The organism is Streptomyces incanus, assembly GCF_042656345.1.
Lineage (GTDB): Bacteria > Actinomycetota > Actinomycetes > Streptomycetales > Streptomycetaceae > Streptomyces > Streptomyces incanus.
In genome coordinates this window covers 37,195-56,878 of the sequence record NZ_JBHSPC010000039.1, presented here as the reverse complement: position 1 = coordinate 56,878, position 19,684 = coordinate 37,195, and the positions used below count along the sequence as shown (strand labels likewise).

Here is a 19,684-nt window from a genome sequence, read left to right as displayed (position 1 = left end):
CCAAAGGGGTCCGGGGATCGGGCTGGGGCGGTCTGGAGGCCGGGCTGGTGCGGTCCGGGGATCGGTCCGGGTCCGGGGGCGTCACTCCTTGGCGGGCAGGTAGGGGGTCGTCGACGCGAGGCCCAGGTCGGACGGGAGCAGGGAGCCGATCCAGCAGTCGCGCAGCACCCCCTTGTTGTTGAGCGAGGAGCGCAGGGTGCCCTCGAGGACGAAGCCCGCCCGTTCCGCCACCGCGCGGGAGGCCCGGTTGCCGACCTCGGCGCGCCATTCCACGCGGTCGACGGACATTTTCGTGAAGGCCCAGCGCGACACGCTGACCGCGGCCTCGGTGACGTAGCCGTGTCCGCGGTGCTCCTTGACGCCCCAGTAGCCGATCTCCCCCACCCCCAGGGACCGCAGGGTGATGCCGAGCATGCCGATGAGCTCCCCGGAGGGGAGGAAGGCGCCGAAGGTGAACATCGAACCCCCCGCCCAGCCGTCCGGGGCCATCTGCTCCGTGAAGCCCCGCGCGTGCTCGGGAAGGTACGGGGAGGGAACCGTGGTCCAGCGCTGGATGTCGGAGTCCTGGCAGGCGGCGTACACGGCGTCGGTGTCCTGAGGGCCGACCGCGCGCAGCAGAAGACGGTCGGTGGTGAGGGTGACGGGGTCCATCGGCCGATTCTGCTCACGGAGGAGAGAGCGGCGCCAACTCTTTGCCGTACGTGAGGGAAGGGTCACTCTTCGTGTCATTCGGTGGGTGGGGCGGCACCATCCGGAGGGCCCGGGCGTTGTCCCTTTGAAAGCAGCCGTGAAACAGATATGACGCTGTGCGCGGCCACGGTCACGGCAGGCCTCCCGGCGTGGTGGGGTCCTCGCATACGATGGCCGTTGCTCAGCAATGAAATGGAAACCGACCGTCCCAGGCCCGACCGGCAAGGAGACCACCCCCCGTGTCCGTCCTCTCCAAGATCATGCGTGCAGGCGAAGGCAAGATCCTGCGCAAGCTGCACCGCATCGCGGGCCAGGTCAACTCCATCGAAGAGGACTTCGTCGACCTCTCCGACGCCGAGCTGCGGGCCCTCACCGATGAGTACAAGCAGCGGTATGCCGACGGCGAGAGCCTGGACGACCTGCTCCCCGAGGCCTTCGCCACCGTCCGTGAGGCCGCCAAGCGCGTCCTGGGCCAGCGGCACTACGACGTGCAGATCATGGGCGGTGCCGCCCTGCACATGGGGTACGTGGCCGAGATGAAGACCGGTGAGGGCAAGACCCTCGTCGGCACCCTGCCCGCGTATCTCAACGCGCTGTCCGGCAAGGGCGTCCACATCATCACCGTCAACGACTACCTGGCCGAGCGCGACTCCGAGATGATGGGCCGCGTCCACAAGTTCCTCGGTCTGGACGTCGGCTGCATCCTGGCCAACATGACGCCGGCCCAGCGCCGCGAGCAGTACGGCTACGACATCACGTACGGCACGAACAACGAGTTCGGCTTCGACTATCTGCGCGACAACATGGCGTGGTCCAAGGATGAGCTGGTCCAGCGCGGCCACAACTTCGCCATCGTCGACGAGGTCGACTCGATCCTCATCGACGAGGCCCGTACGCCGCTGATCATCTCCGGCCCGGCCGACCAGGCCACCAAGTGGTACGGCGACTTCGCCAAGCTGGTCAAGCGCCTCAAGCGCGGCGAGCCCGGCAACCCCCTCAAGGGCATCGAGGAGACCGGCGACTACGAGGTCGACGAGAAGAAGCGCACCGTCGCCATCCACGAGTCCGGAGTCGCCAAGGTCGAGGACTGGCTGGGCATCGACAACCTCTACGAGTCGGTCAACACCCCGCTGGTGGGCTACCTGAACAACGCCATCAAGGCGAAGGAGCTCTTCAAGCGCGACAAGGACTACGTGATCATCGACGACGAGGTCATGATCGTCGACGAGCACACCGGCCGTATCCTCGCGGGCCGCCGCTACAACGAGGGCATGCACCAGGCGATCGAGGCGAAGGAGGCGGTGCCGATCAAGGACGAGAACCAGACGCTCGCCACCATCACCCTCCAGAACTTCTTCCGCCTCTACAAGCGCAGCGACCACGGGGGCAAGGAACAGCCCGGCCTGTCCGGCATGACCGGTACGGCGATGACCGAGGCCGCCGAGTTCCACCAGATCTACAAGCTCGGCGTGGTACCCATCCCGACCAACCGGGACATGGTCCGCAAGGACCAGGCAGACCTGATCTACCGCACCGAGGTCGCCAAGTTCGAGGCCGTCGTCGACGACATCGAGGAGAAGCACGGCAAGGGCCAGCCGATTCTGGTCGGCACCACTTCGGTGGAGAAGTCCGAGTACCTCTCGCAGCAGCTCAGCAAGCGCGGCATCCAGCACGAGGTGCTGAACGCCAAGCACCACGACCGTGAGGCGACGATCGTCGCCCAGGCCGGCCGCAGAGGCGCCGTCACCGTGGCGACCAACATGGCCGGTCGTGGTACGGACATCAAGCTCGGAGGCAACCCCGAGGACCTCGCCGAGGCGGAGCTGCGCCAGCGCGGCCTCGACCCCGAGGAGCACATCGAGGAGTGGGCGCAGGCCCTGCCGGAGGCGCTCGCGCGGGCCGAGGAAGTGGTCAAGGCCGAGAAGGACGAGGTCGAGCGGCTCGGCGGGCTCTACGTGCTCGGCACCGAGCGGCACGAGTCGCGGCGGATCGACAACCAGTTGCGCGGCCGTTCCGGCCGTCAGGGCGACCCCGGCGAGTCCCGCTTCTACCTGTCGCTCGGCGACGACCTGATGCGCCTGTTCAAGGCCCAGATGGTCGAGCGCGTGATGTCCATGGCGAACGTCCCGGACGACGTGCCGATCGAGAACAAGATGGTCACGCGCGCGATCGCGTCGGCCCAGTCGCAGGTCGAGACGCAGAACTTCGAGACCCGTAAGAACGTCCTGAAGTACGACGAGGTCCTCAACCGCCAGCGCGAGGTCATCTACGGCGAGCGGCGCCGCGTCCTGGAGGGCGAGGACCTCCAGGAGCAGATCTACCACTTCATGGGCGACACCATCGACGCCTACGTCCAGGCGGAGACGACCGAGGGCTTCCCCGAGGACTGGGACCTGGACCGGCTGTGGGGCGCCTTCAAGCAGCTCTACCCCACCAGGATCACCGTCGAGGAGCTGGAGGAGGAGGCCGGCGACCGGGCCGGGCTGACGGCCGAGTACATCGGCGACACCGTCAAGGCCGACATCCGCGAGCAGTACGAGCAGCGCGAGGCGCAGCTCGGCTCGGAGATCATGCGTGAGCTGGAGCGCCGCGTCGTGCTGTCGGTGCTGGACCGCAAGTGGCGCGAGCACCTCTACGAGATGGACTATCTCCAGGAGGGCATCGGCCTGCGCGCGATGGCGCAGAAGGACCCTCTGGTCGAGTACCAGCGCGAGGGCTTCGACATGTTCACCGCGATGATGGACGGCATCAAGGAGGAGTCCGTCGGCTACCTGTTCAACCTGGAGGTCCAGGTCGAGCAGCAGGTCGAGGAGGTCCTGGTCGAGGAGGCCGGGCCGGAGCCGGCGGTGCAGGACGCGGTGCCCGCTCAGGCGGGCGCCCGGCCGGAGATCCGCGCCAAGGGGCTCGACGCCCCGCAGCGGCGGAACCTGCACTTCTCCGCGCCGACGGTGGACGGCGAGGGCGGCACCGTCGAGGGGGAATTCGCCGAGGACGAGCCGGTACGCTCCGAGGCCGACGGCCTCACGCGCGCCGAGCGCCGCAAGCAGGCGCGGGGCGGACGCCGTCGCAAGAAGTGACCGCGGCTCCGCCGGGAGCGGTGAGCTGCCGGTGGAGACGGGCCGAGGGCCGGGCACCCCAGGGGTGCCCGGCCCTCGGGCGTCGTACGGGGCCTGAGAGGGCGTACGGGCCCGATGGCGGGTGCGGGGTTCAGCGGCCGTACGGGAGGGGCGGGCGGGGGCCGCCCAGCTCCACGGCGGTGCAGCGCCAGCGCAGGTCGTGGCCCTGCTCCAGGCGGAAGGCCATGGCCCGCAGCCTGTCACCCGCCCCGATCCGGGCGAACACCTCGAGGGCGCCCTCGCGGGGGACGTAGTAGCCGATGTCGCGCACGACCGGGCGGGCACCGCGGGTGCGCAGCGGACCGCGCTCGGCCAGGTCCGCCAGCTCGTCGTAGGCGCGGCCCGCGGTGTGCCGGAGCATGGAGTGGACGGGCCGCTGACCGCTCAGGACGGCGAGGAGCAGCTCGGCGAAGTGGTCGGTGGGGCGGGGCTGCGGGACGGGCCGGCGGGGGATCTGGAAGGGCGCCCGGGGGACGGCCGGAGCAGGTGCGGGATCGATGAGCGGTGCGGGATCGGTGAGGGGCGCGGGGACGGCGGTGGGGTGGAGCGGTCGGGGCGCGGCGGGACGCGGGGCTCGGGCGGGGATGGCCCTCGCGGCGCGTACGGAGGCTTCCTGCGCGGGGCTGGCGGGCAGCGGCAGGGGACGAGGCCGAGGGCGTCCGGACGCCGCCGGGGCTGTCGCGGTGAAGGACGGCGGGCGGTTGTCGGTGGGGCGGGTGGAGGCGGCGCCGGCTGAGGGAGAGGGACGGTCCTCGCCGTGCGGCGGGGCGGGGGCGGGGCCACCCGCGGGGATGCGGGGAGGGGTGGTGCCGGTCGGGCGGCGCGTGTCGCGGCGGCCGGGAGGGCGTGTACCGGTGCGGTGCTGAGCCCTGGTCATGACCTTGTTCATGGGACCCCGTTCGACGGGCCGGGCGTCGCCGCCGGCCGGGGGACCGGGGCGATACCAGGCGGTAACTTCGTGGTTGGGGATCTTGTACGGGGCGGCGGAGGCCGGCGGCAAGGCGCTGTGGGCCGTGTCGCGGCGGCGGGAGGATTCACTTATCCGAGTGAATGACGGCCGGTCGACCCCGTGCTGGAGCGGGCGTACCGGGTGAATTCCGGGCTCGGGGTGGACGCCGCCGAGGGGGTGGGCAGGGACTCGATGGGGGACGCCCGCACGTACCCTGAAGGCCCACCCGGCCGGATGCGGCCGCCCCTCCCCGGAGGCGTCCCGCGATCCCCGGCGTACCTCCGACCACGAAAGCTGCCGACATGCGCGTCAAAGCTGCCGACAAGCGCGTCTACGTCCCCCTGACCCTTTCCGGTCTCGCCGAGGCGTACCGGACGGGAGAGCTGGGCGCGGGGCTCTTCCCCGCCTACGGTGTGACGCCCGCGCTGCGCGAGTGGTACCTCCCCGAGGGCGCCGAGGAGGTGGAGTACGTGGAGGAGCTGGAGTACGCGGCGCTGGGCCGTGCCGCGCTGGCTTCGCTGCGGCTGCTGGCGGCGGACGCCGGGGCCCCGCGGCGCCGGGTCGTGGTCGCCGTGGACGTACCCGACCGGGCGGTTTCGGCCGACCCGGCCGACCCGGCCGGCCCCGGTGAGCTACGGGTCGACGGGCCCGTACGGCTGGACCGGGCGGCGGCGGTGCACGTGGACGCGGCGGACGCGGAGCCGGACGTGACGTCGGCCGCGCAGGCGCTGCCCGCGGCGGACAGCGGGGACGGCGGCGCACAGTCCGTCGTGGACAGGGCGGAGGACCACGAACTGCTGTGGTACGCCACGCAGGAGATCCCGAACCTGTTGAGGCCGACGGCCTAGGGTCTTCCGCTGGGACCGGGCCGGGCCGGGTCGGGCCGGGTCGGGGAGAGACGCGATGCCGGGGCCCGCGAGCCCGGCATGATCCGAACGGCAGGCCCTGGGCGAAGCATCGAGGGGCGGTTCGGGGCTGGTGCGGCCGGGCGTCCCGCGGTGATGGGGCACGCCGGCGGCTCGCAGGGCCGTCCGGGGCACCGGGGAGCCCGCGTGGAGAAGCCGGCGACGATGTGGCCGAGGCCCCTGTCCGGAGCTGTCGGGGAGGGGCATACGGTCTCCTCGGCCCCGGTGCGGGCCGCCGGAGGCGGAGCCCGTCCCCGGTCTCCCGTTCCCGGTCTCCCGTTCCCGGCTGTCGGGTATGGCGCCGACCTGGTGTTCTCCCGGTTGTCAGTGGGGGCGGGTACTTTTTTCCCATGGGGATGCACAGGGACGCGCACATCGTCTGGGACTGGAACGGCACGCTGTTCCACGACGTCGACGCGGTCATCGGGGCGACGAACGCGGCCTTCGCCGAGCTCGGCCTGGAGCCGCTCACGCTGGAGCGGTACCGGGAGCTGTACTGCGTGCCGGTGCCGAAGTTCTACGAGCGGCTGATGGGGCGGCTGCCCACCGAGGCCGAGTGGGAGTTGATGGACACGACCTTCCACCGGTACTACACCGAGCACCGGGTGCGGTGCGCGCTCGCCGAGGGGGCGGCGGAGCTGCTGGCCGGATGGTCGTCGGCGGGGCGCAGCCAGTCGATCCTCAGCATGTACGGGCACGAGGACCTCGTGCCCCTGGTCCGGGGCTTCGGCATCGAGTCCCACTTCCTGCGCGTCGACGGGCGGACCGGCCCGTCCGGTGGCGGCAAGTCGGAGCACATGGTGCGGCACCTCGGCGCGCTGACCGTCGTGGACCCGGCCCGCACGGTGGTGATCGGGGACGCCGCGGACGACGCGCTGGCCGCGCGGCACGCGGGGGCGAGAGCCGTGCTGTACAGCGGCGGCTCGCACAGCAGAGCGAGCCTCGAAGCGGTGGGGGTGCCGGTGGTGGACACGCTGGCGGAAGCCGTTGAGGAAGCGGAACGCCTGGTGGCCTGATCCGGACGCCGGACGCCACGGTGAAGGGCGGACGGCGGGCGGGAAACGGACGGCAGGCGACCGGGTGTCGCCGGGCGCGCATTGTGCAGAACGTCAAAGTTCCACCCCGTGTTTTGTACACATACGGCTCATGACGGGCCCCCCGCGAAGGGCGATAGCCTGGGTGGCGTGATCAGCGCGATAGCTCGCGGGGACCTCGTCGTTCCCGCTGTGCGCCCGGCCGCGGACGACATCCGTGGCCGGGCGGCGCTCGCTGGTCCTCGCGGGCGGGACGGGACCCGGAGGGTCCCCACGGCGCGCTGCATCCCCCGGGTACGGACGCCGCGGAGAGCAGCGTCACACCCGTCGGGCGCGTCGAAATGGGCAGAGAAGCCCCCGCTCGTCTCATCCTGCGGCATAGCGTCGGCACGGAGCGGACACCCCGCGTCGGACCACCGCACCGCGGGCGCAGAGACCGCACTTCCTTCTACGTCACGCAACGGCGCGCGACAGGAGCCAGAGGACAATGCAGACCAAGCTGGACGAAGCAAAGGCCGAGCTGCTCGAAAAGGCCGCCCGGGTAGCTGAGAACAGCCCGGCCGGGGGGAAACTGCCGACCGGGACGACGGACAAGGGCATGCCCGACCGGGACACCGTGCTCGCGTTCCTCCAGCGCTACTACCGGCACACCGCCCCGGAGGACCTTGTCGGCCGCGACCCGGTCGACGTCTTCGGAGCCGCCGTCTCGCACTTCCGGCTGGCCGGGAACCGTCCCCAGGGCACGGCCAACGTCCGGGTCCACACCCCGACCGTCGAGGAGAACGGCTGGACGTCCAGCCACTCCGTCGTCGAGGTGGTCACCGACGACATGCCCTTCCTGGTGGACTCCGTCACCAACGAGCTGACCCGGCAGGGCCGCGGCATCCACGTCGTCATCCACCCGCAGATGGTGGTGCGCCGCGACCTCACCGGCAAGCTGATCGAGGTGTCCACCGAACCCGCCGGGGGCGAGCTCCCGCACGACACCTACGTAGAGTCCTGGATCCACGTCGAGACCGACCGCGAGACCGACCGCGGCGACCTCAAGCAGATCACCGTCGACCTGCTGCGCGTCCTGTCCGACGTCCGCGAGGCCGTCGAGGACTGGGGCAAGATGCGGCAGGCGGCGACCCTGCTGGCCGAGGGCCTGCCCGACGAACCCGTCCCCGGGGACGTGCCGGGTCCGCAGGTCGAGGAGGCCCGGGAGCTGCTGCGCTGGCTCGCCGACGACCATTTCACCTTCCTCGGCTACCGCGAGTACCAGCTGCGCGACGACGACTCGCTGGGCGCCGTCCCCGGCACCGGCCTCGGCATCCTGCGCTCCGACCCGCACCATGCCACCGACGAAGAGCACCCGGTCAGCCCGTCCTTCGAGCGGCTGCCCGCCGACGCCCGCGCCAAGGCGCGCGAGCACAAGCTGCTCGTCCTGACCAAGGCCAACAGCCGGGCCACCGTGCACCGGCCGTCGTACCTGGACTACATCGGCGTCAAGAAGTTCGACGCGGACGGCAACGTCGTCGGCGAGCGCCGCTTCCTCGGCCTGTTCTCCTCCGCCGCCTACACCGAGTCCGTCCGCCGGGTCCCGGTGATCCGCCGCAAGGTCGAGGAGGTCCTCGAGCGCGCCGGCTTCTCGCCGCACAGCCACGACGGGCGCGACCTGCTGCAGATCCTCGAGACGTATCCGCGCGACGAGCTCTTCCAGACCCCGGCCGACGAGCTCCAGGCCATCGCCACCTCGGTGCTCTACCTCCAGGAGCGCCGCCGCCTGCGGCTCTACCTGCGCCAGGACGAGTACGGGCGCTACTACTCCGCCCTCGTCTACCTCCCGCGCGACCGCTACACCACCGGTGTGCGACTGAGGATCATCGACATCCTCAAGGAGGAACTCGACGGCATCAGCGTCGACTTCACCGCCTGGAACACCGAATCGATCCTCTCCCGGCTGCACTTCGTGGTCCGCGTCCCGCAGGGCACCGAGCTGCCGCAGCTGTCCGACCACGACCGGGAGCGCATCGAGGCCCGGTTGGTGGAAGCCGCCCGCTCCTGGACCGACAGCTTCGGCGAGGCCCTCATCGCCGAACTGGGCGAGGAGCGCGCCGCCGAACTGCTGCGCCGCTACTCGGGCGCCTTCGCCGAGGGGTACAAGGCGGACCACACCCCGCGCAGCGCCGTCGCCGACCTGGTCAGGCTCGAACAGCTCGACGACGAGAAGAACTTCGAGCTCAGCCTGTACGAGCCGGTGGGCGCGGCCCCCGAGGAGCGCCACTTCAAGATCTACCGCAAGGGCGAGGCCGTCTCCCTCTCCGCCGTGCTGCCCGTGCTCCAGCGGCTCGGCGTCGAGGTCGTCGACGAGCGACCCTACGAGCTGCGCTGCTCCGACCGCAGTGTGGCCTGGATCTACGACTTCGGGCTGCGAATGCCCCAGGCCCCCGGCAGCGCCGACCACTTCGGCGACGACGCCCGTGAGCGGTTCCAGGAGGCCTTCGCGGCGACCTGGACCGGCCAGGCGGAGAACGACGGCTTCAACAGCCTCGTGCTGAGCGCCGGGCTGAACTGGCGGCAGGCGATGGTGCTGCGCGCGTACGCCAAGTACCTGCGTCAGGCGGGCTCCACCTTCAGCCAGGACTACATGGAGGACACCCTCCGCAACAATGTCCACACCACCCGGCTGCTCGTCTCCCTGTTCGAGGCGCGGATGTCGCCGGAGCGGCAGGGCGCCGGCTTCGAGCTGGTGGACGCCCTGCTGGAGGAGGTCGACGCCGCTCTCGACGAAGTCGCCTCGCTCGACGAGGACCGCATCCTGCGCTCCTTCCTCACGGTGATCAAGGCGACGCTGCGTACCAACTTCTTCCAGGAGGCGAGCGGCGGCCGCCCGCACGACTACGTCTCCATGAAGTTCGACCCGCAGGCCATGCCCGACCTGCCGGCGCCCCGTCCGGCGTTCGAGATCTGGGTGTACTCGCCGCGGGTCGAGGGCGTGCACCTGCGGTTCGGCAAGGTCGCGCGCGGCGGCCTGCGCTGGTCGGACCGCCGGGAGGACTTCCGCACCGAGATCCTCGGCCTGGTCAAGGCGCAGATGGTGAAGAACACCGTCATCGTGCCGGTCGGCGCCAAGGGCGGCTTCGTCGCCAAGCAGCTGCCGGACCCGTCCGTGGACCGCGACGCCTGGATGGCCGAGGGTATCGCCGCGTACAAGACGTTCATCTCGGCGCTGCTCGACATCACCGACAACATGGTGGCCGGCGAGGTCGTGCCCCCGGCCGACGTCGTCCGGCACGACGGGGACGACACCTATCTCGTCGTCGCGGCCGACAAGGGCACCGCCAGGTTCTCGGACACGGCCAACGAGGTCGCCCAGGCCTACGACTTCTGGCTCGGTGACGCCTTCGCCTCCGGCGGCAGTGCCGGATACGACCACAAGGGCATGGGCATCACGGCCCGCGGCGCCTGGGAGTCCGTCAAGCGGCACTTCCGGGAGCTGGGCGTGGACACCCAGAGCCAGGACTTCACGGTCGTCGGCATCGGCGACATGTCCGGCGACGTGTTCGGCAACGGCATGCTGCTGAGCAAGCACATCCGGCTGGTCGCCGCCTTCGACCACCGGCACATCTTCATCGACCCCACCCCGGACGCGGCCCTCGGCCACGCAGAGCGCCGCCGCCTGTTCGACCTGCCGCGCAGCTCCTGGGCGGACTACAACACCGACCTGCTGTCGGCCGGCGGCGGCGTGTTCCCGCGCACCGCCAAGTCCATCCCGGTCAACGCCCAGATCCGCGAGGCCCTCGGCCTCGACTCCGGCGTCACCAAGATGACCCCGGCGGACCTGATGAAGGCGATCCTCAAGGCGCCGGTGGACCTTCTGTGGAACGGCGGCATCGGCACGTACGTCAAGGCGTCGAGCGAGTCCAACGCCGACGTCGGCGACAAGGCCAACGACGCCATCCGTGTCGACGGCAAGGACCTGCGGGTGGCCGTCGTCGGCGAGGGCGGCAACCTGGGCATGACCCAGCTCGGCCGCATCGAGGTCGCGCTGCACGGCGGCCGGATCAACACCGACGCCATCGACAACAGCGCCGGCGTGGACACCTCCGACCACGAGGTGAACATCAAGGTCCTGCTCAACACCCTGGTCACGGACGGCGACATGACGGTCAAGCAGCGCAACAAGCTGCTCGCCTCGATGACCGACGAGGTCGGCCGGCTGGTGCTGCGCGCCAACTACGCGCAGAACACCGCCATCGCCAACGCCCTGGCCCAGTCCAAGGACATGCTCCACGCCCAGCAGCGCTTCATGAAGCACCTGGCGCGCGAGGGCCACCTCGACAGGGCCCTGGAGTTCCTGCCCACCGACCGCCAGATCCGCGAGCGGCTGAGCGCCGGGCAGGGCCTGACCGGCCCGGAGACGGCCGTCCTGATGGCGTACACGAAGATCACGGTCGCCGACGAGCTGCTGCGCACCTCACTGCCCGACGACCCGTACCTCAAGGTGCTGCTGCACTCGTACTTCCCGGCCCCGCTGCGCGAGCAGTTCCTCGACCGGATCGACGCGCACCCGCTGCGCCGCGAGATCACCACGACCGTCCTGGTCAACGACACGGTCAACACGGGCGGTACGACGTATCTGCACCGGATGCGGGAGGAGACCGGAGCGTCGCTGGAGGAGATCGTCAGGGCCCAGACCGTGGCCCGCGCGATCTTCCGGGCCGCCACGGTGTGGGACGGGGTCGAGGACCTCGACACGAAGGTCGCGGCGGACGTCCAGACCCGGATCAGGCTGCACTCGCGCCGGCTGGTGGAGCGCGGCACGCGCTGGCTGCTGAACAACCGGCCGCAGCCGCTGGAGCTCGAGGAGACGGTGACGTTCTTCGCCGAGCGCGTCGAGCAGGTCTGGTCGCAGCTGCCGAAGCTGCTGCGCGGCGCGGACCTGGCGTGGTTCCAGAAGATCCACGACGAGCTGACGGGCGTCGGCGTCCCGGCGGAACTCGCCACCCGCGTGGCCGGGTTCTCCTCCGCGTTCGCGGCGATCGACATCGTCTCGGTGGCCGACCGCATGGACAAGGAGCCGCTGGACGTCGCCGAGGTGTACTACGACCTCGCCGACCGGCTGCGCATCACCCGGCTGATGGACAGGATCAGCGAGCTGCCCCGCGCCGACCGCTGGCAGTCCATGGCCCGCGCGGCGATCCGCGAGGACCTGTACGCGGCCCACGCGGCGGTCACCGCCGACGTACTGGCGGCGGGCAACGGCACGTCGACACCGGAGCAGCGGTTCAAGGTGTGGGAGGCGAAGAACGAGGCCATCATCGGCCGGGCCCGCGCCACCCTGGACGAGATCCAGAGCTCGGACACCTTCGACCTGGCGAACCTGTCGGTGGCGATGAGGACCATGCGGACGCTGCTGCGCTCGCACTCGTAAGCCGGCACGCGGGGCGGCACACGCCCGCCCCGCCCACGGCCCACCACTCGCAGGGGCGCCCCGGACCATCGTGTCCGGGGCGCCCCTGCGGCGTTGCGGTGCCGGTCTCAGGCGGGCTTCGGAGCGGGCTCGGGGGCGGGCTCGGGCTTGGGTCCGGCCGCGGGCTCGGTTCGGGTCTTCGCCTCGGGCTGCTCGGGCTCGGGGGCCGGCTTCGGGGCGGGCTTCGGCTTCGGTTTCGGCTTGCGGGCCTTGTCCGGGCCGCCGGTGAACGCCTCGTACTCCTTGAGCACCTCGTCCGTCGGGCCGTCCATGCGCAGCTCGCCCCGCTCCAGCCACAGCACGCGGTCGCAGGTGTCGCGGATCGACTTGTTGCTGTGGCTGACCAGGAACACCGTCCCGGCATGCTTGCGCAGTTCCCGGATCCGCGCCTCGGAGCGCTTCTGGAAGGAGCGGTCGCCGGTGGCCAGGGCCTCGTCGACGAGGAGGACGTCGTGGTCCTTCGCGGCGGCGATGGAGAAACGCAGCCGGGCGGCCATGCCGGAGGAGTACGTCCGCATCGGCAGGGTGATGAAGTCGCCCTTCTCGTTGATGCCGGAGAAGTCGACGATCTCCTGGTAGCGCTCCCGGACCTGCTCGCGGGACATGCCCATCGCGAGCCCGCCCAGCATGACGTTGCGCTCGCCGGTGAGGTCGTTCATCAGGGCGGCGTTGACGCCGAGCAGGGAGGGCTGGCCGTCGGTGTAGATCCGGCCGTTCTCCACCGGGAGCAGGCCGGCGACGGCCTTGAGCAGGGTCGACTTGCCCGAGCCGTTGGTGCCGATGAGGCCGATGGCCTCGCCCCGGTAGGCGGCGAAGGACACGTTGCGCACCGCGTGGACCGTGCGCACTCCGGACGCCTTCTCGGTCTTGCGGCGGCGCACGATGCGGTTGAGGGCCGCGGTGGCGGAGCCGCGTCCGGCGCCGGTGCCGTTGACCCGGTAGACGATGTCGACGCCGTCGGCGACGACGGTGGGGATCTTCTCGTCGGTGTTGTCAGCCACGGCCGTACCTCTCCTCAGCCTTCCAGAAGTAGATGAAGCCGATCACGCCGGCCAGCAGCGCCCAGCCCACCGCGAAGGCCCACACGTGCGGCGGCAGGTACGAGGAGCCGTAGTCGTCGATCATCGCGAAGCGGACCAGGTCCATGTAGACCGCGGCGGGGTTCCACTGCAGCACGTCGGCGAGCCAGCCGGGGACGTCCTTGCCGGCGAGCATCGCCGGGAGGCTGAACATGACGCCCGAGGCGTACATCCAGGTGCGCAGCACGAACGGCATCAGCTGGGCCAGGTCCGGCGTGCGGCTGCCCAGGCGCGCGAAGATCAGCGCGAGGCCGGTGTTGAAGACGAACTGGAGCAGCAGTGCGGGCAGCACCAGCAGCCAGGACAGGGCGGGCATGCTGCCGAACGCCGTCACCACGACGACCAGGACGATCATCGAGAACAGCAGTTGCTGGAGCTGCTGCAGCGCGAAGGAGACCGGCAGCGCGGCCCGCGGGAAGTGCAGCGCCCGGACCAGGCCGAGGTTGCCGGAGATGGCGCGCACACCGGCGAGCACCGAGCTCTGCGTGAAGGTGAACACGAACACGCCGGTGACCAGGAACGGCACGTAGATGTCGCTGGGGATGCCCCGGCGGGCCCCCAGCAGCAGACCGAAGATGAAGAAGTACACGGCCGCGTTCAGCAGCGGGGTGGCCACCTGCCAGAGCTGGCCCAGCTTCGCCTGGCTGTACTGCGCGGTCAGCTTCGCCCGGGAGAAGGCGAGGATGAAGTGCCGGCGCGCCCACAGCTCGCGGACGTAGCCGGGCAGGGTGGGGCGGGCGCCGCTGACCGTGAGGCCGTGGCGGGCGGCGAGGGCCGGGAGGTCGTCCTCGGCGGCCGGGTGGACCGGCGGGGGAGGCGGTGTGTGGAGGACCTGACTCACATCCGCTGCTTTCGCTAGGGGGGTGGGGGTGACGGCGTGGTGGTGCGGTGCCGGGTCCCGCCCGGTGTTTCCCCGCGCGTCTTCGCACGTTCACCTACGTCGGGACGGCACCGTATCGTCGCAACGCGAGCGTAGGCCGAACGCGCGTCGGAACGCAACCGTTTCGTCGTGACGGCCCAGGTCCGGAGCAGGTCCGGGGGAGACCCGGTTCCTGTCCGGGTCGGACCTGGCCAGTGCCTTTCTGTGTCGGATCGGTGTACGTGCTGTCGTCAGAACGGGCCCGTATCGTCGTCGCGCCCTATGCTGGACCGCATGACGACGAACGCCGACGAGTCCCAGCCGCGTCCGCGCCGCAGGGCCCCCGCCGGGGCCGCCGTACTGCGGGAGGACGTGACGGAGGCGATCCGGGCGGCCGTCTTCGAGGAACTCGCGGCCGTCGGCTACGCGCGGATGTCCATCGAGGGCATCGCGCGCCGCGCGGGCGTCGGCAAGACCGCGGTGTACCGCCGCTGGCGCTCCAAACTGCACCTGGTCCTGGACCTGGTCTCCGCCATCGCCGTGCAGGGCCTGCCCGCGCCGGACACCGGCTCCCTCGAGGGCGACCTGCGACTGCTCTACGAGGTCACCTCCCGCGCCCTGCGCCACCCCGTCGCCTCGCAGATCCTCCCCGACCTCCAGGCCGAGGCCGCCCGCAACCCCGACATCGCCGAGGCGCTGCAGAAGGCGCTGCGGGAGGGCCAGGACGGGGTCGCCAAGGGCGTCGTCACGGCGGCGCAGGAACGGGGCGAAGTGCGCCCCGGCATCGACCACGCCCTGGCCCTCGACCTGATCTCGGGCCCGCTGTACTGGCGCTCGGTGATCATCCGCAACCCGAAACTGCCGAAGGGCTACCTGGGCGCACTGGCCAGAGCCACCACCGAAGCGCTCAAGGCGCTGTAGGGCGGGGCGCGGTCAGGTCCCGGGGTGGAGGCGCTGCCAGCCGGCCCAGGCCGAGGTGATCATGGCGTCGACGCCGTGGCGGGCCTTCCAGCCGAGTTCGGTGGCGGCGCGGTCGGCCGAGGCGACGACGTTCGCCGGATCGCCGGGGCGGCGGGGGGCGACCGTGGGCGCAAGGTCGTGGCCGGTGAGGGCGTTGATGCGGTCGATCATGCCCCGGACCGAGACGCCCTCCCCGCGGCCGATGTTGAGGGTGAGGTCCCGGCCGGGTGTGGCGCGCAGGGCGCGTGCCGCGGCCACGTGGGCCTCGGCCAGGTCGACGACGTGGATGTAGTCGCGGACGCAGGTGCCGTCCGGGGTCGGGTAGTCGTCGCCGAACACGCGCGGGGGCTCGTTCGCGGTCAGCTTCTCGAAGACCATGGGGACGAGGTTGTAGACGCCCGTGTCGGCGAGTTCCGGGCGCGCTGCGCCCGCCACGTTGAAGTAGCGCAGGGAGGCCGTGGACAGTCCGGCCGCCCGGCCCGTCGCGCGGACCAGCCACTCGCCGGCCAGCTTCGTCTCGCCGTACGGGGACATCGGCAGGCAGGGGGTGTCCTCGGTGACCAGCTCGGCGCCGGTGGACGGCGTGCCGTACACCGCCGCCGAGGACGAGAACACGAAGGACGACGCCGTGCCCGCCGCCGTCACCGCCTCCAGCAGGACGCGCAGGCCCTCGACGTTCTCCCGGTAGTAGTGCAGGGGCAGTTCCACCGACTCGCCCACCTGCTTCTTCGCCGCCAGGTGCACGACGCCGGTGACCTCGTGGTCGGCGAGGGCGCGTGCCACCCGCTCGCCGTCCAGGACCGAGCCGACCACCAGCGGCACCCCGTCCGGCACGCGGTCGGGGAGGCCGGTGGACAGGTCGTCGTACACCACCGTCCGTTCTCCCGCCTCGGTCATCGCGTGTACGACGTGCGCCCCGATGTAGCCGGCGCCGCCGGTGATCAACCAGGTCATGTGCGGCCGTCCCCTCGTCGTTGCCCCATGGTGGTGCGGGTGGTGCGGGTGGTGCGGGTGGTGCGGGTGGTGCGAGTGGTGCGGGTGGTGCGGGTGGTGCTCCGGTGGTGCCGGGGTGTGCGGTGGGCGGTCGGGCTCCACCGCTCGGTCGGTCGTCCGGTCTCCACCGTTCGGCAGGATCCTAGGCTTCGTTCGCCGCCGCCGTGTCCAGTGCGGTGGTGAGACGGTCCAGGCGGGCTTTCAGGTCCTGGATCTCGTCGAGCCCGGATCCGGTCGCGGTGACGATCCGGCGCGGAACGTCGACGGCCCGCTCGCGCAGCGCGATGCCCTCCTCGGTGGGCCGCACCTCCACCGAGCGCTCGTCGCGCGCACTGCGTTCCCTGTGGACCAGGCCGGCCGCTTCCAGCCGCTTGAGCAGCGGGGACAGGGTGCCGGAGTCGAGCCGCAGGTGCTCGCCGAGCTTCCTCACGGGCAGCGTGCCGTGCTCCCAGAGGGCCAGCATCACCAGGTACTGCGGGTAGGTGAGGCCGAGGTCCTTGAGGAGCACGCGGTACAGGCCGTTGAAGGCGCGCGAGGCGGACTGCAGGGAGAAGCAGATCTGCTGGTCGAGGCGGAGCCAGTCGCCGGCGGACCTCGGTGACGGGGCACCGGCCGGGCTCGGGAAGGGCGCTGGGGCCGAGGCCGGCGCGGTGGCCGGCTCCGGGGCCGGCCCGGGGTTCGGGGTCGGTGTCATGGGTCCAGGGTAGCTCTTTCGAGCTATTTGATTGCGCACAACTTAATTGTGTGCTTTCCTTGTGGTCGTGCGGAGGCCGGGGCACCTACGGGCCGGCCGTCCCACGACCACGACTCGAAAGGGAAGGTTTCCCCATGGACGCGCTCTACACCGCTGTCGCCACCGCCACCCACGGCCGCGACGGTCGCGCCGTCACCTCCGACGGCAAGCTGGACCTCGGCCTCAGCGCCCCCGTGGAGCTGGGCGGCAACGGCGAGGGCACCAACCCGGAGCAGCTGTTCGCCGCCGGTTACGCGGCCTGTTTCGGCAGTGCCCTCGGGCTGGTCGGCCGGGCCGCGAAGGTGGACGTCAGCGAGGCCGCGGTGACCGCCGAGGTCGGCATCGGCAAGCAGGGCGAGGGCTTCGCGCTCGCCGTGACGCTGCGCGTCGAGCTGCCCGACACCGTGGACCAGGAGACCGGCCGCAAGCTGGTCGAGCAGGCGCACCAGGTCTGCCCCTACTCCAACGCCACCCGCGGCAACATCCCGGTCGAACTCGTCATCGAGTAGTCACCGGTCCAGGCTCCGGCCTGCTCCGCTTCGGGTCCCGGCGCGCACATCGCGTCCGGGACCCGTACGCGGCACGTCACTTCACCGCGCCCGCCATCACGCCGGAGACGAACTGCCGCTGGAAGGCGAAGAACACGGCCAGCGGGATCACCATCGAGATGAACGCGCCCGGCGCCAGCACGTCGATGTTGTTGCCGAACTGTCGTACCTGGGTCTGCAGGGCGACCGTGATCGGCTGGCTCCCGGAGTCCGTGAAGATCAGCGCGACCAGCATGTCGTTCCACACCCACAGGAACTGGAAGATGCCCAGCGAGGCGATCGCCGGGCCGCCCAGCGGCATCACCACCCGCGCGAACAGGCGCAGCTCGCCGGCCCCGTCCAGTCGGGCCGCCTCCAGCAGCTCCTTCGGGATCTCCGCGAAGAAGTTGCGCAGCAGGAACACCGCGAACGGCAGACCGAAGCCGACGTGGAAGAGGATCACGCCGACGAGCGAGCCGAAGACGCCGATGGTGCCGAAGAGTTCGGCGATCGGGATGAGCGCCACCTGCACCGGCACCACCAACAGCCCCACCACGCCCAGGAACCACCAGTCCCGGCCCGGGAACTCCATCCAGGCGAAGGCGTATCCGGCGAGCGAGCCGATCACCACCACCAGCACCGTCGCCGGGACGGTGATGTACACCGTGTTCAGCAGCGAGCCGGTGATGTCGTCGTTCTCCAGCAGGGTCTCGTAGGCGCCGAAGGTGAGCCGCGAGGGCTCGGTGAACACCGTCCACCAGCCGTCGGCGGCCATGTCCTGCGGAGTGCGCAGGCTCGCCAGCAGCAGACCGATCGTCGGGACCAGCCAGAACAGGCCGACGACGATCAGGAACACCCGCACCAGACCACCGCTGATCCACTCGCTCAGCCGGGAGCCGAGCGACCGGGAGCCGCGCGCCTCGGACCCCGGCGGCCCCGGATCCGGCGGCCCCGGCTCCGGCGCCCCGGACTCCGGCGCCTCGGACCCCGACGGCCCGGACTCCGGTGAACCGTCGTCCTCCAGACGTGAGCTCATCGCCTGACCTCCCGCCTCAGCCGCCGCACGTTGAACCACATCACCGGGATCACCAGAAGCAGCAGGAACACCGCGATGGCGCTGGCGATGCCCGGCTGGTCCTCGGAGAAGCCCTTGCGGTACAGCTCCAGCGCGAGGACGTCGGCGTCGTCCTGGGAGGAGCCGGGCGCGATGATGAAGACCAGGTCGAACACCTTGAGCACATTGATCATCAGAGTGACGGTGACGACCGCGAGCACCGGCGCCAGCATCGGCACCGTGATCCGCCGGAACACCTGCCACTCGTTGGCGCCGTCGACCCGCGCGGCCTCCAGCAGCTCCCGGGGCATGCCCGCGAGCCCGGCCGCGATCAGCACCATCGCGAAGCCCGCCCACATCCAGATGTACGAGCCGATGATGGCGGGCGTGACCAGCGACGGACCCAGCCAGTCCAGGCCGTTGTACGGCGCCTGGAAGTTGCCCGCCGGCAGCCGGAGCTGTGCGCCGTCCGCCTTCGCCGACAGGGAGAACGTGCCGTCGGCGTCCGCCGTGGCCGTCTCCACCACCGTGCCGTCCTTGACGGCCTCGATCTTCATGCCGGGATAGCCCAGTTCGTCCGCGTCGACCTCGTTCAGCGTGCCTGCGCCCTTGCCGCGGGTGAAGTCCTGCCAGGTCGTGCCGGTGATCCGGTCTGCCTCCGGCTTCGGCGCCGCCGCCCGCCCGGCGTCGTCGGGGATCAGGTCCGGGGCGACGCCGACCAGCGGCAGCGTGACGGTGTCGCCGACGCTCACCGTCCCCTTGGTGACGAAGGCGCCCCCGCCGGCGGCCTCCAGCGGCGACTCGCGGCCGGGGTGCGCCTTCGGGTACGCCGACGACTCGGCGAAGGTGTCGTGGACACCCACCCACACCGCGTTCGCGACGCCCTTGTCCGGGTCCTGGTCGTACACCAGACGGAAGATGATGCCCGCCGCCAGCATCGAGATCGCCATCGGCATGAAGACGACCAGCTTGAACGCCGTGCCCCAGCGGATCCGTTCGGTCAGCACCGCGAAGATCAGGCCGAGCGCGGTGGCGACCGTCGGCGCGAACACCACCCAGATGACGTTGTTCTTCAGGGCGGTGCGGATGCCGTCGTCGGTGAACAGGGCCTGGTAGTTGTCGAATCCGGTGAATCCGTCGCCGGACCGGTCGTAGAAGCTGCGGACGACGGAGTACCCGATCGGGTAGACCACGAGCGCACCGAGCAGCAGCAGCGCGGGCAGCAGGAACAGCGCCGCGACGGTTCCGCGGGTGCCGGTGACGCTCCTGCGCGAGGTGGGGGCGGCGGGGACCCCGGAGGGCCCCGCCGCCGTGTCCGGCTCCATAGCCG

At 71.0% G+C, this 19,684-nt stretch carries 15 protein-coding genes; 6 read left to right on the top strand and 9 right to left on the bottom strand.

Annotated elements, in window-relative coordinates:
• Nucleotides 1–81 precede the first annotated feature (81 nt).
• Complete coding sequence (locus ACFP2V_RS16145; protein ID WP_381211965.1) at nucleotides 82–651, bottom strand: GNAT family N-acetyltransferase; 570 nt, start codon at nucleotides 649–651, stop codon at nucleotides 82–84.
• A gap of 278 nt (nucleotides 652–929) precedes the next feature.
• Here ACFP2V_RS16145 and secA point away from each other — a divergent pair, with 278 nt between their 5' ends.
• Nucleotides 930–3,767: a preprotein translocase subunit SecA gene (secA, locus tag ACFP2V_RS16140; protein WP_381211962.1), complete on the top strand. Its 2,838-nt coding sequence runs from the start codon at nucleotides 930–932 to the stop codon at nucleotides 3,765–3,767.
• 130 nt (nucleotides 3,768–3,897) lie between these two features.
• Here secA and ACFP2V_RS16135 read toward each other — a convergent pair whose 3' ends face one another.
• The gene (locus ACFP2V_RS16135) at nucleotides 3,898–4,695 is read right to left on the bottom strand and encodes an Rv3235 family protein (RefSeq protein WP_381211959.1); all 798 of its coding nucleotides are present in this window, start codon (nucleotides 4,693–4,695) and stop codon (nucleotides 3,898–3,900) included.
• A gap of 362 nt (nucleotides 4,696–5,057) precedes the next feature.
• Here ACFP2V_RS16135 and ACFP2V_RS16130 point away from each other — a divergent pair, with 362 nt between their 5' ends.
• The 3 genes from ACFP2V_RS16130 (at nucleotide 5,058) to ACFP2V_RS16120 (ending at nucleotide 12,110) form a co-directional block, all read left to right on the top strand.
• On the top strand, nucleotides 5,058–5,603 hold the full coding sequence (locus ACFP2V_RS16130; protein ID WP_381211956.1) for a DUF6912 family protein: 546 nt from the start codon (nucleotides 5,058–5,060) through the stop codon (nucleotides 5,601–5,603).
• Between the two features lie 407 nt (nucleotides 5,604–6,010).
• The gene (locus tag ACFP2V_RS16125; RefSeq protein WP_381211953.1) at nucleotides 6,011–6,676 is read left to right on the top strand and encodes an HAD family hydrolase; all 666 of its coding nucleotides are present in this window, start codon (nucleotides 6,011–6,013) and stop codon (nucleotides 6,674–6,676) included.
• Nucleotides 6,677–7,181: 505 nt separating this feature from the next.
• A complete protein-coding gene (locus ACFP2V_RS16120) occupies nucleotides 7,182–12,110 on the top strand; it encodes an NAD-glutamate dehydrogenase (RefSeq protein WP_381211950.1) in 4,929 nt (1,642 codons plus the stop codon).
• 107 nt (nucleotides 12,111–12,217) lie between these two features.
• Here ACFP2V_RS16120 and ACFP2V_RS16115 read toward each other — a convergent pair whose 3' ends face one another.
• The gene (locus ACFP2V_RS16115) at nucleotides 12,218–13,150 is read right to left on the bottom strand and encodes an ABC transporter ATP-binding protein (RefSeq protein ID WP_381211947.1); all 933 of its coding nucleotides are present in this window, start codon (nucleotides 13,148–13,150) and stop codon (nucleotides 12,218–12,220) included.
• On the bottom strand, nucleotides 13,143–14,069 hold the full coding sequence (locus tag ACFP2V_RS16110) for an ABC transporter permease (protein ID WP_381211944.1): 927 nt from the start codon (nucleotides 14,067–14,069) through the stop codon (nucleotides 13,143–13,145). Before ACFP2V_RS16110 ends, ACFP2V_RS16115 begins: the two co-directional genes overlap by 8 nt.
• Before the next feature lie 312 nt (nucleotides 14,070–14,381).
• Here ACFP2V_RS16110 and ACFP2V_RS16105 point away from each other — a divergent pair, with 312 nt between their 5' ends.
• Nucleotides 14,382–15,008, top strand: a complete 627-nt coding sequence (locus ACFP2V_RS16105) for a TetR/AcrR family transcriptional regulator (RefSeq protein ID WP_381211941.1) — start codon at nucleotides 14,382–14,384, stop codon at nucleotides 15,006–15,008.
• Nucleotides 15,009–15,020: 12 nt separating this feature from the next.
• Here the strand turns inward: ACFP2V_RS16105 and galE are convergent, their stop codons facing one another.
• The 3 genes from galE to ACFP2V_RS16090 are packed head-to-tail and all read right to left on the bottom strand — an operon-like array spanning nucleotide 15,021 to nucleotide 16,734.
• On the bottom strand, nucleotides 15,021–16,001 hold the full coding sequence (gene galE / locus ACFP2V_RS16100; RefSeq protein ID WP_381211938.1) for a UDP-glucose 4-epimerase GalE: 981 nt from the start codon (nucleotides 15,999–16,001) through the stop codon (nucleotides 15,021–15,023).
• Nucleotides 15,998–16,168, bottom strand: coding sequence for a hypothetical protein (locus ACFP2V_RS16095; protein ID WP_381211935.1), 171 nt, complete (start codon nucleotides 16,166–16,168; stop codon nucleotides 15,998–16,000). The genes galE and ACFP2V_RS16095 overlap by 4 nt, the downstream gene beginning before the upstream one ends.
• 14 nt (nucleotides 16,169–16,182) lie before the next feature.
• Complete coding sequence (locus ACFP2V_RS16090) at nucleotides 16,183–16,734, bottom strand: MarR family winged helix-turn-helix transcriptional regulator (RefSeq protein ID WP_381211932.1); 552 nt, start codon at nucleotides 16,732–16,734, stop codon at nucleotides 16,183–16,185.
• Nucleotides 16,735–16,868: 134 nt separating this feature from the next.
• On the opposite strand from ACFP2V_RS16090, the gene ACFP2V_RS16085 reads away from it, so the two are divergent.
• The gene (locus ACFP2V_RS16085; protein ID WP_381211929.1) at nucleotides 16,869–17,282 is read left to right on the top strand and encodes an organic hydroperoxide resistance protein; all 414 of its coding nucleotides are present in this window, start codon (nucleotides 16,869–16,871) and stop codon (nucleotides 17,280–17,282) included.
• A 76-nt stretch (nucleotides 17,283–17,358) separates the two neighbouring features.
• On the opposite strand, the gene ACFP2V_RS16080 is transcribed toward ACFP2V_RS16085, so the two are convergent.
• Together ACFP2V_RS16080 and ACFP2V_RS16075 are read right to left on the bottom strand one after the other, a co-directional pair.
• Nucleotides 17,359–18,336: a carbohydrate ABC transporter permease gene (locus tag ACFP2V_RS16080; protein WP_381211926.1), complete on the bottom strand. Its 978-nt coding sequence runs from the start codon at nucleotides 18,334–18,336 to the stop codon at nucleotides 17,359–17,361.
• On the bottom strand, nucleotides 18,333–19,679 hold the full coding sequence (locus ACFP2V_RS16075; protein ID WP_381211923.1) for a carbohydrate ABC transporter permease: 1,347 nt from the start codon (nucleotides 19,677–19,679) through the stop codon (nucleotides 18,333–18,335). Before ACFP2V_RS16075 ends, ACFP2V_RS16080 begins: the two co-directional genes overlap by 4 nt.
• Between the last annotated feature and the right edge of the window lie 5 nt (nucleotides 19,680–19,684).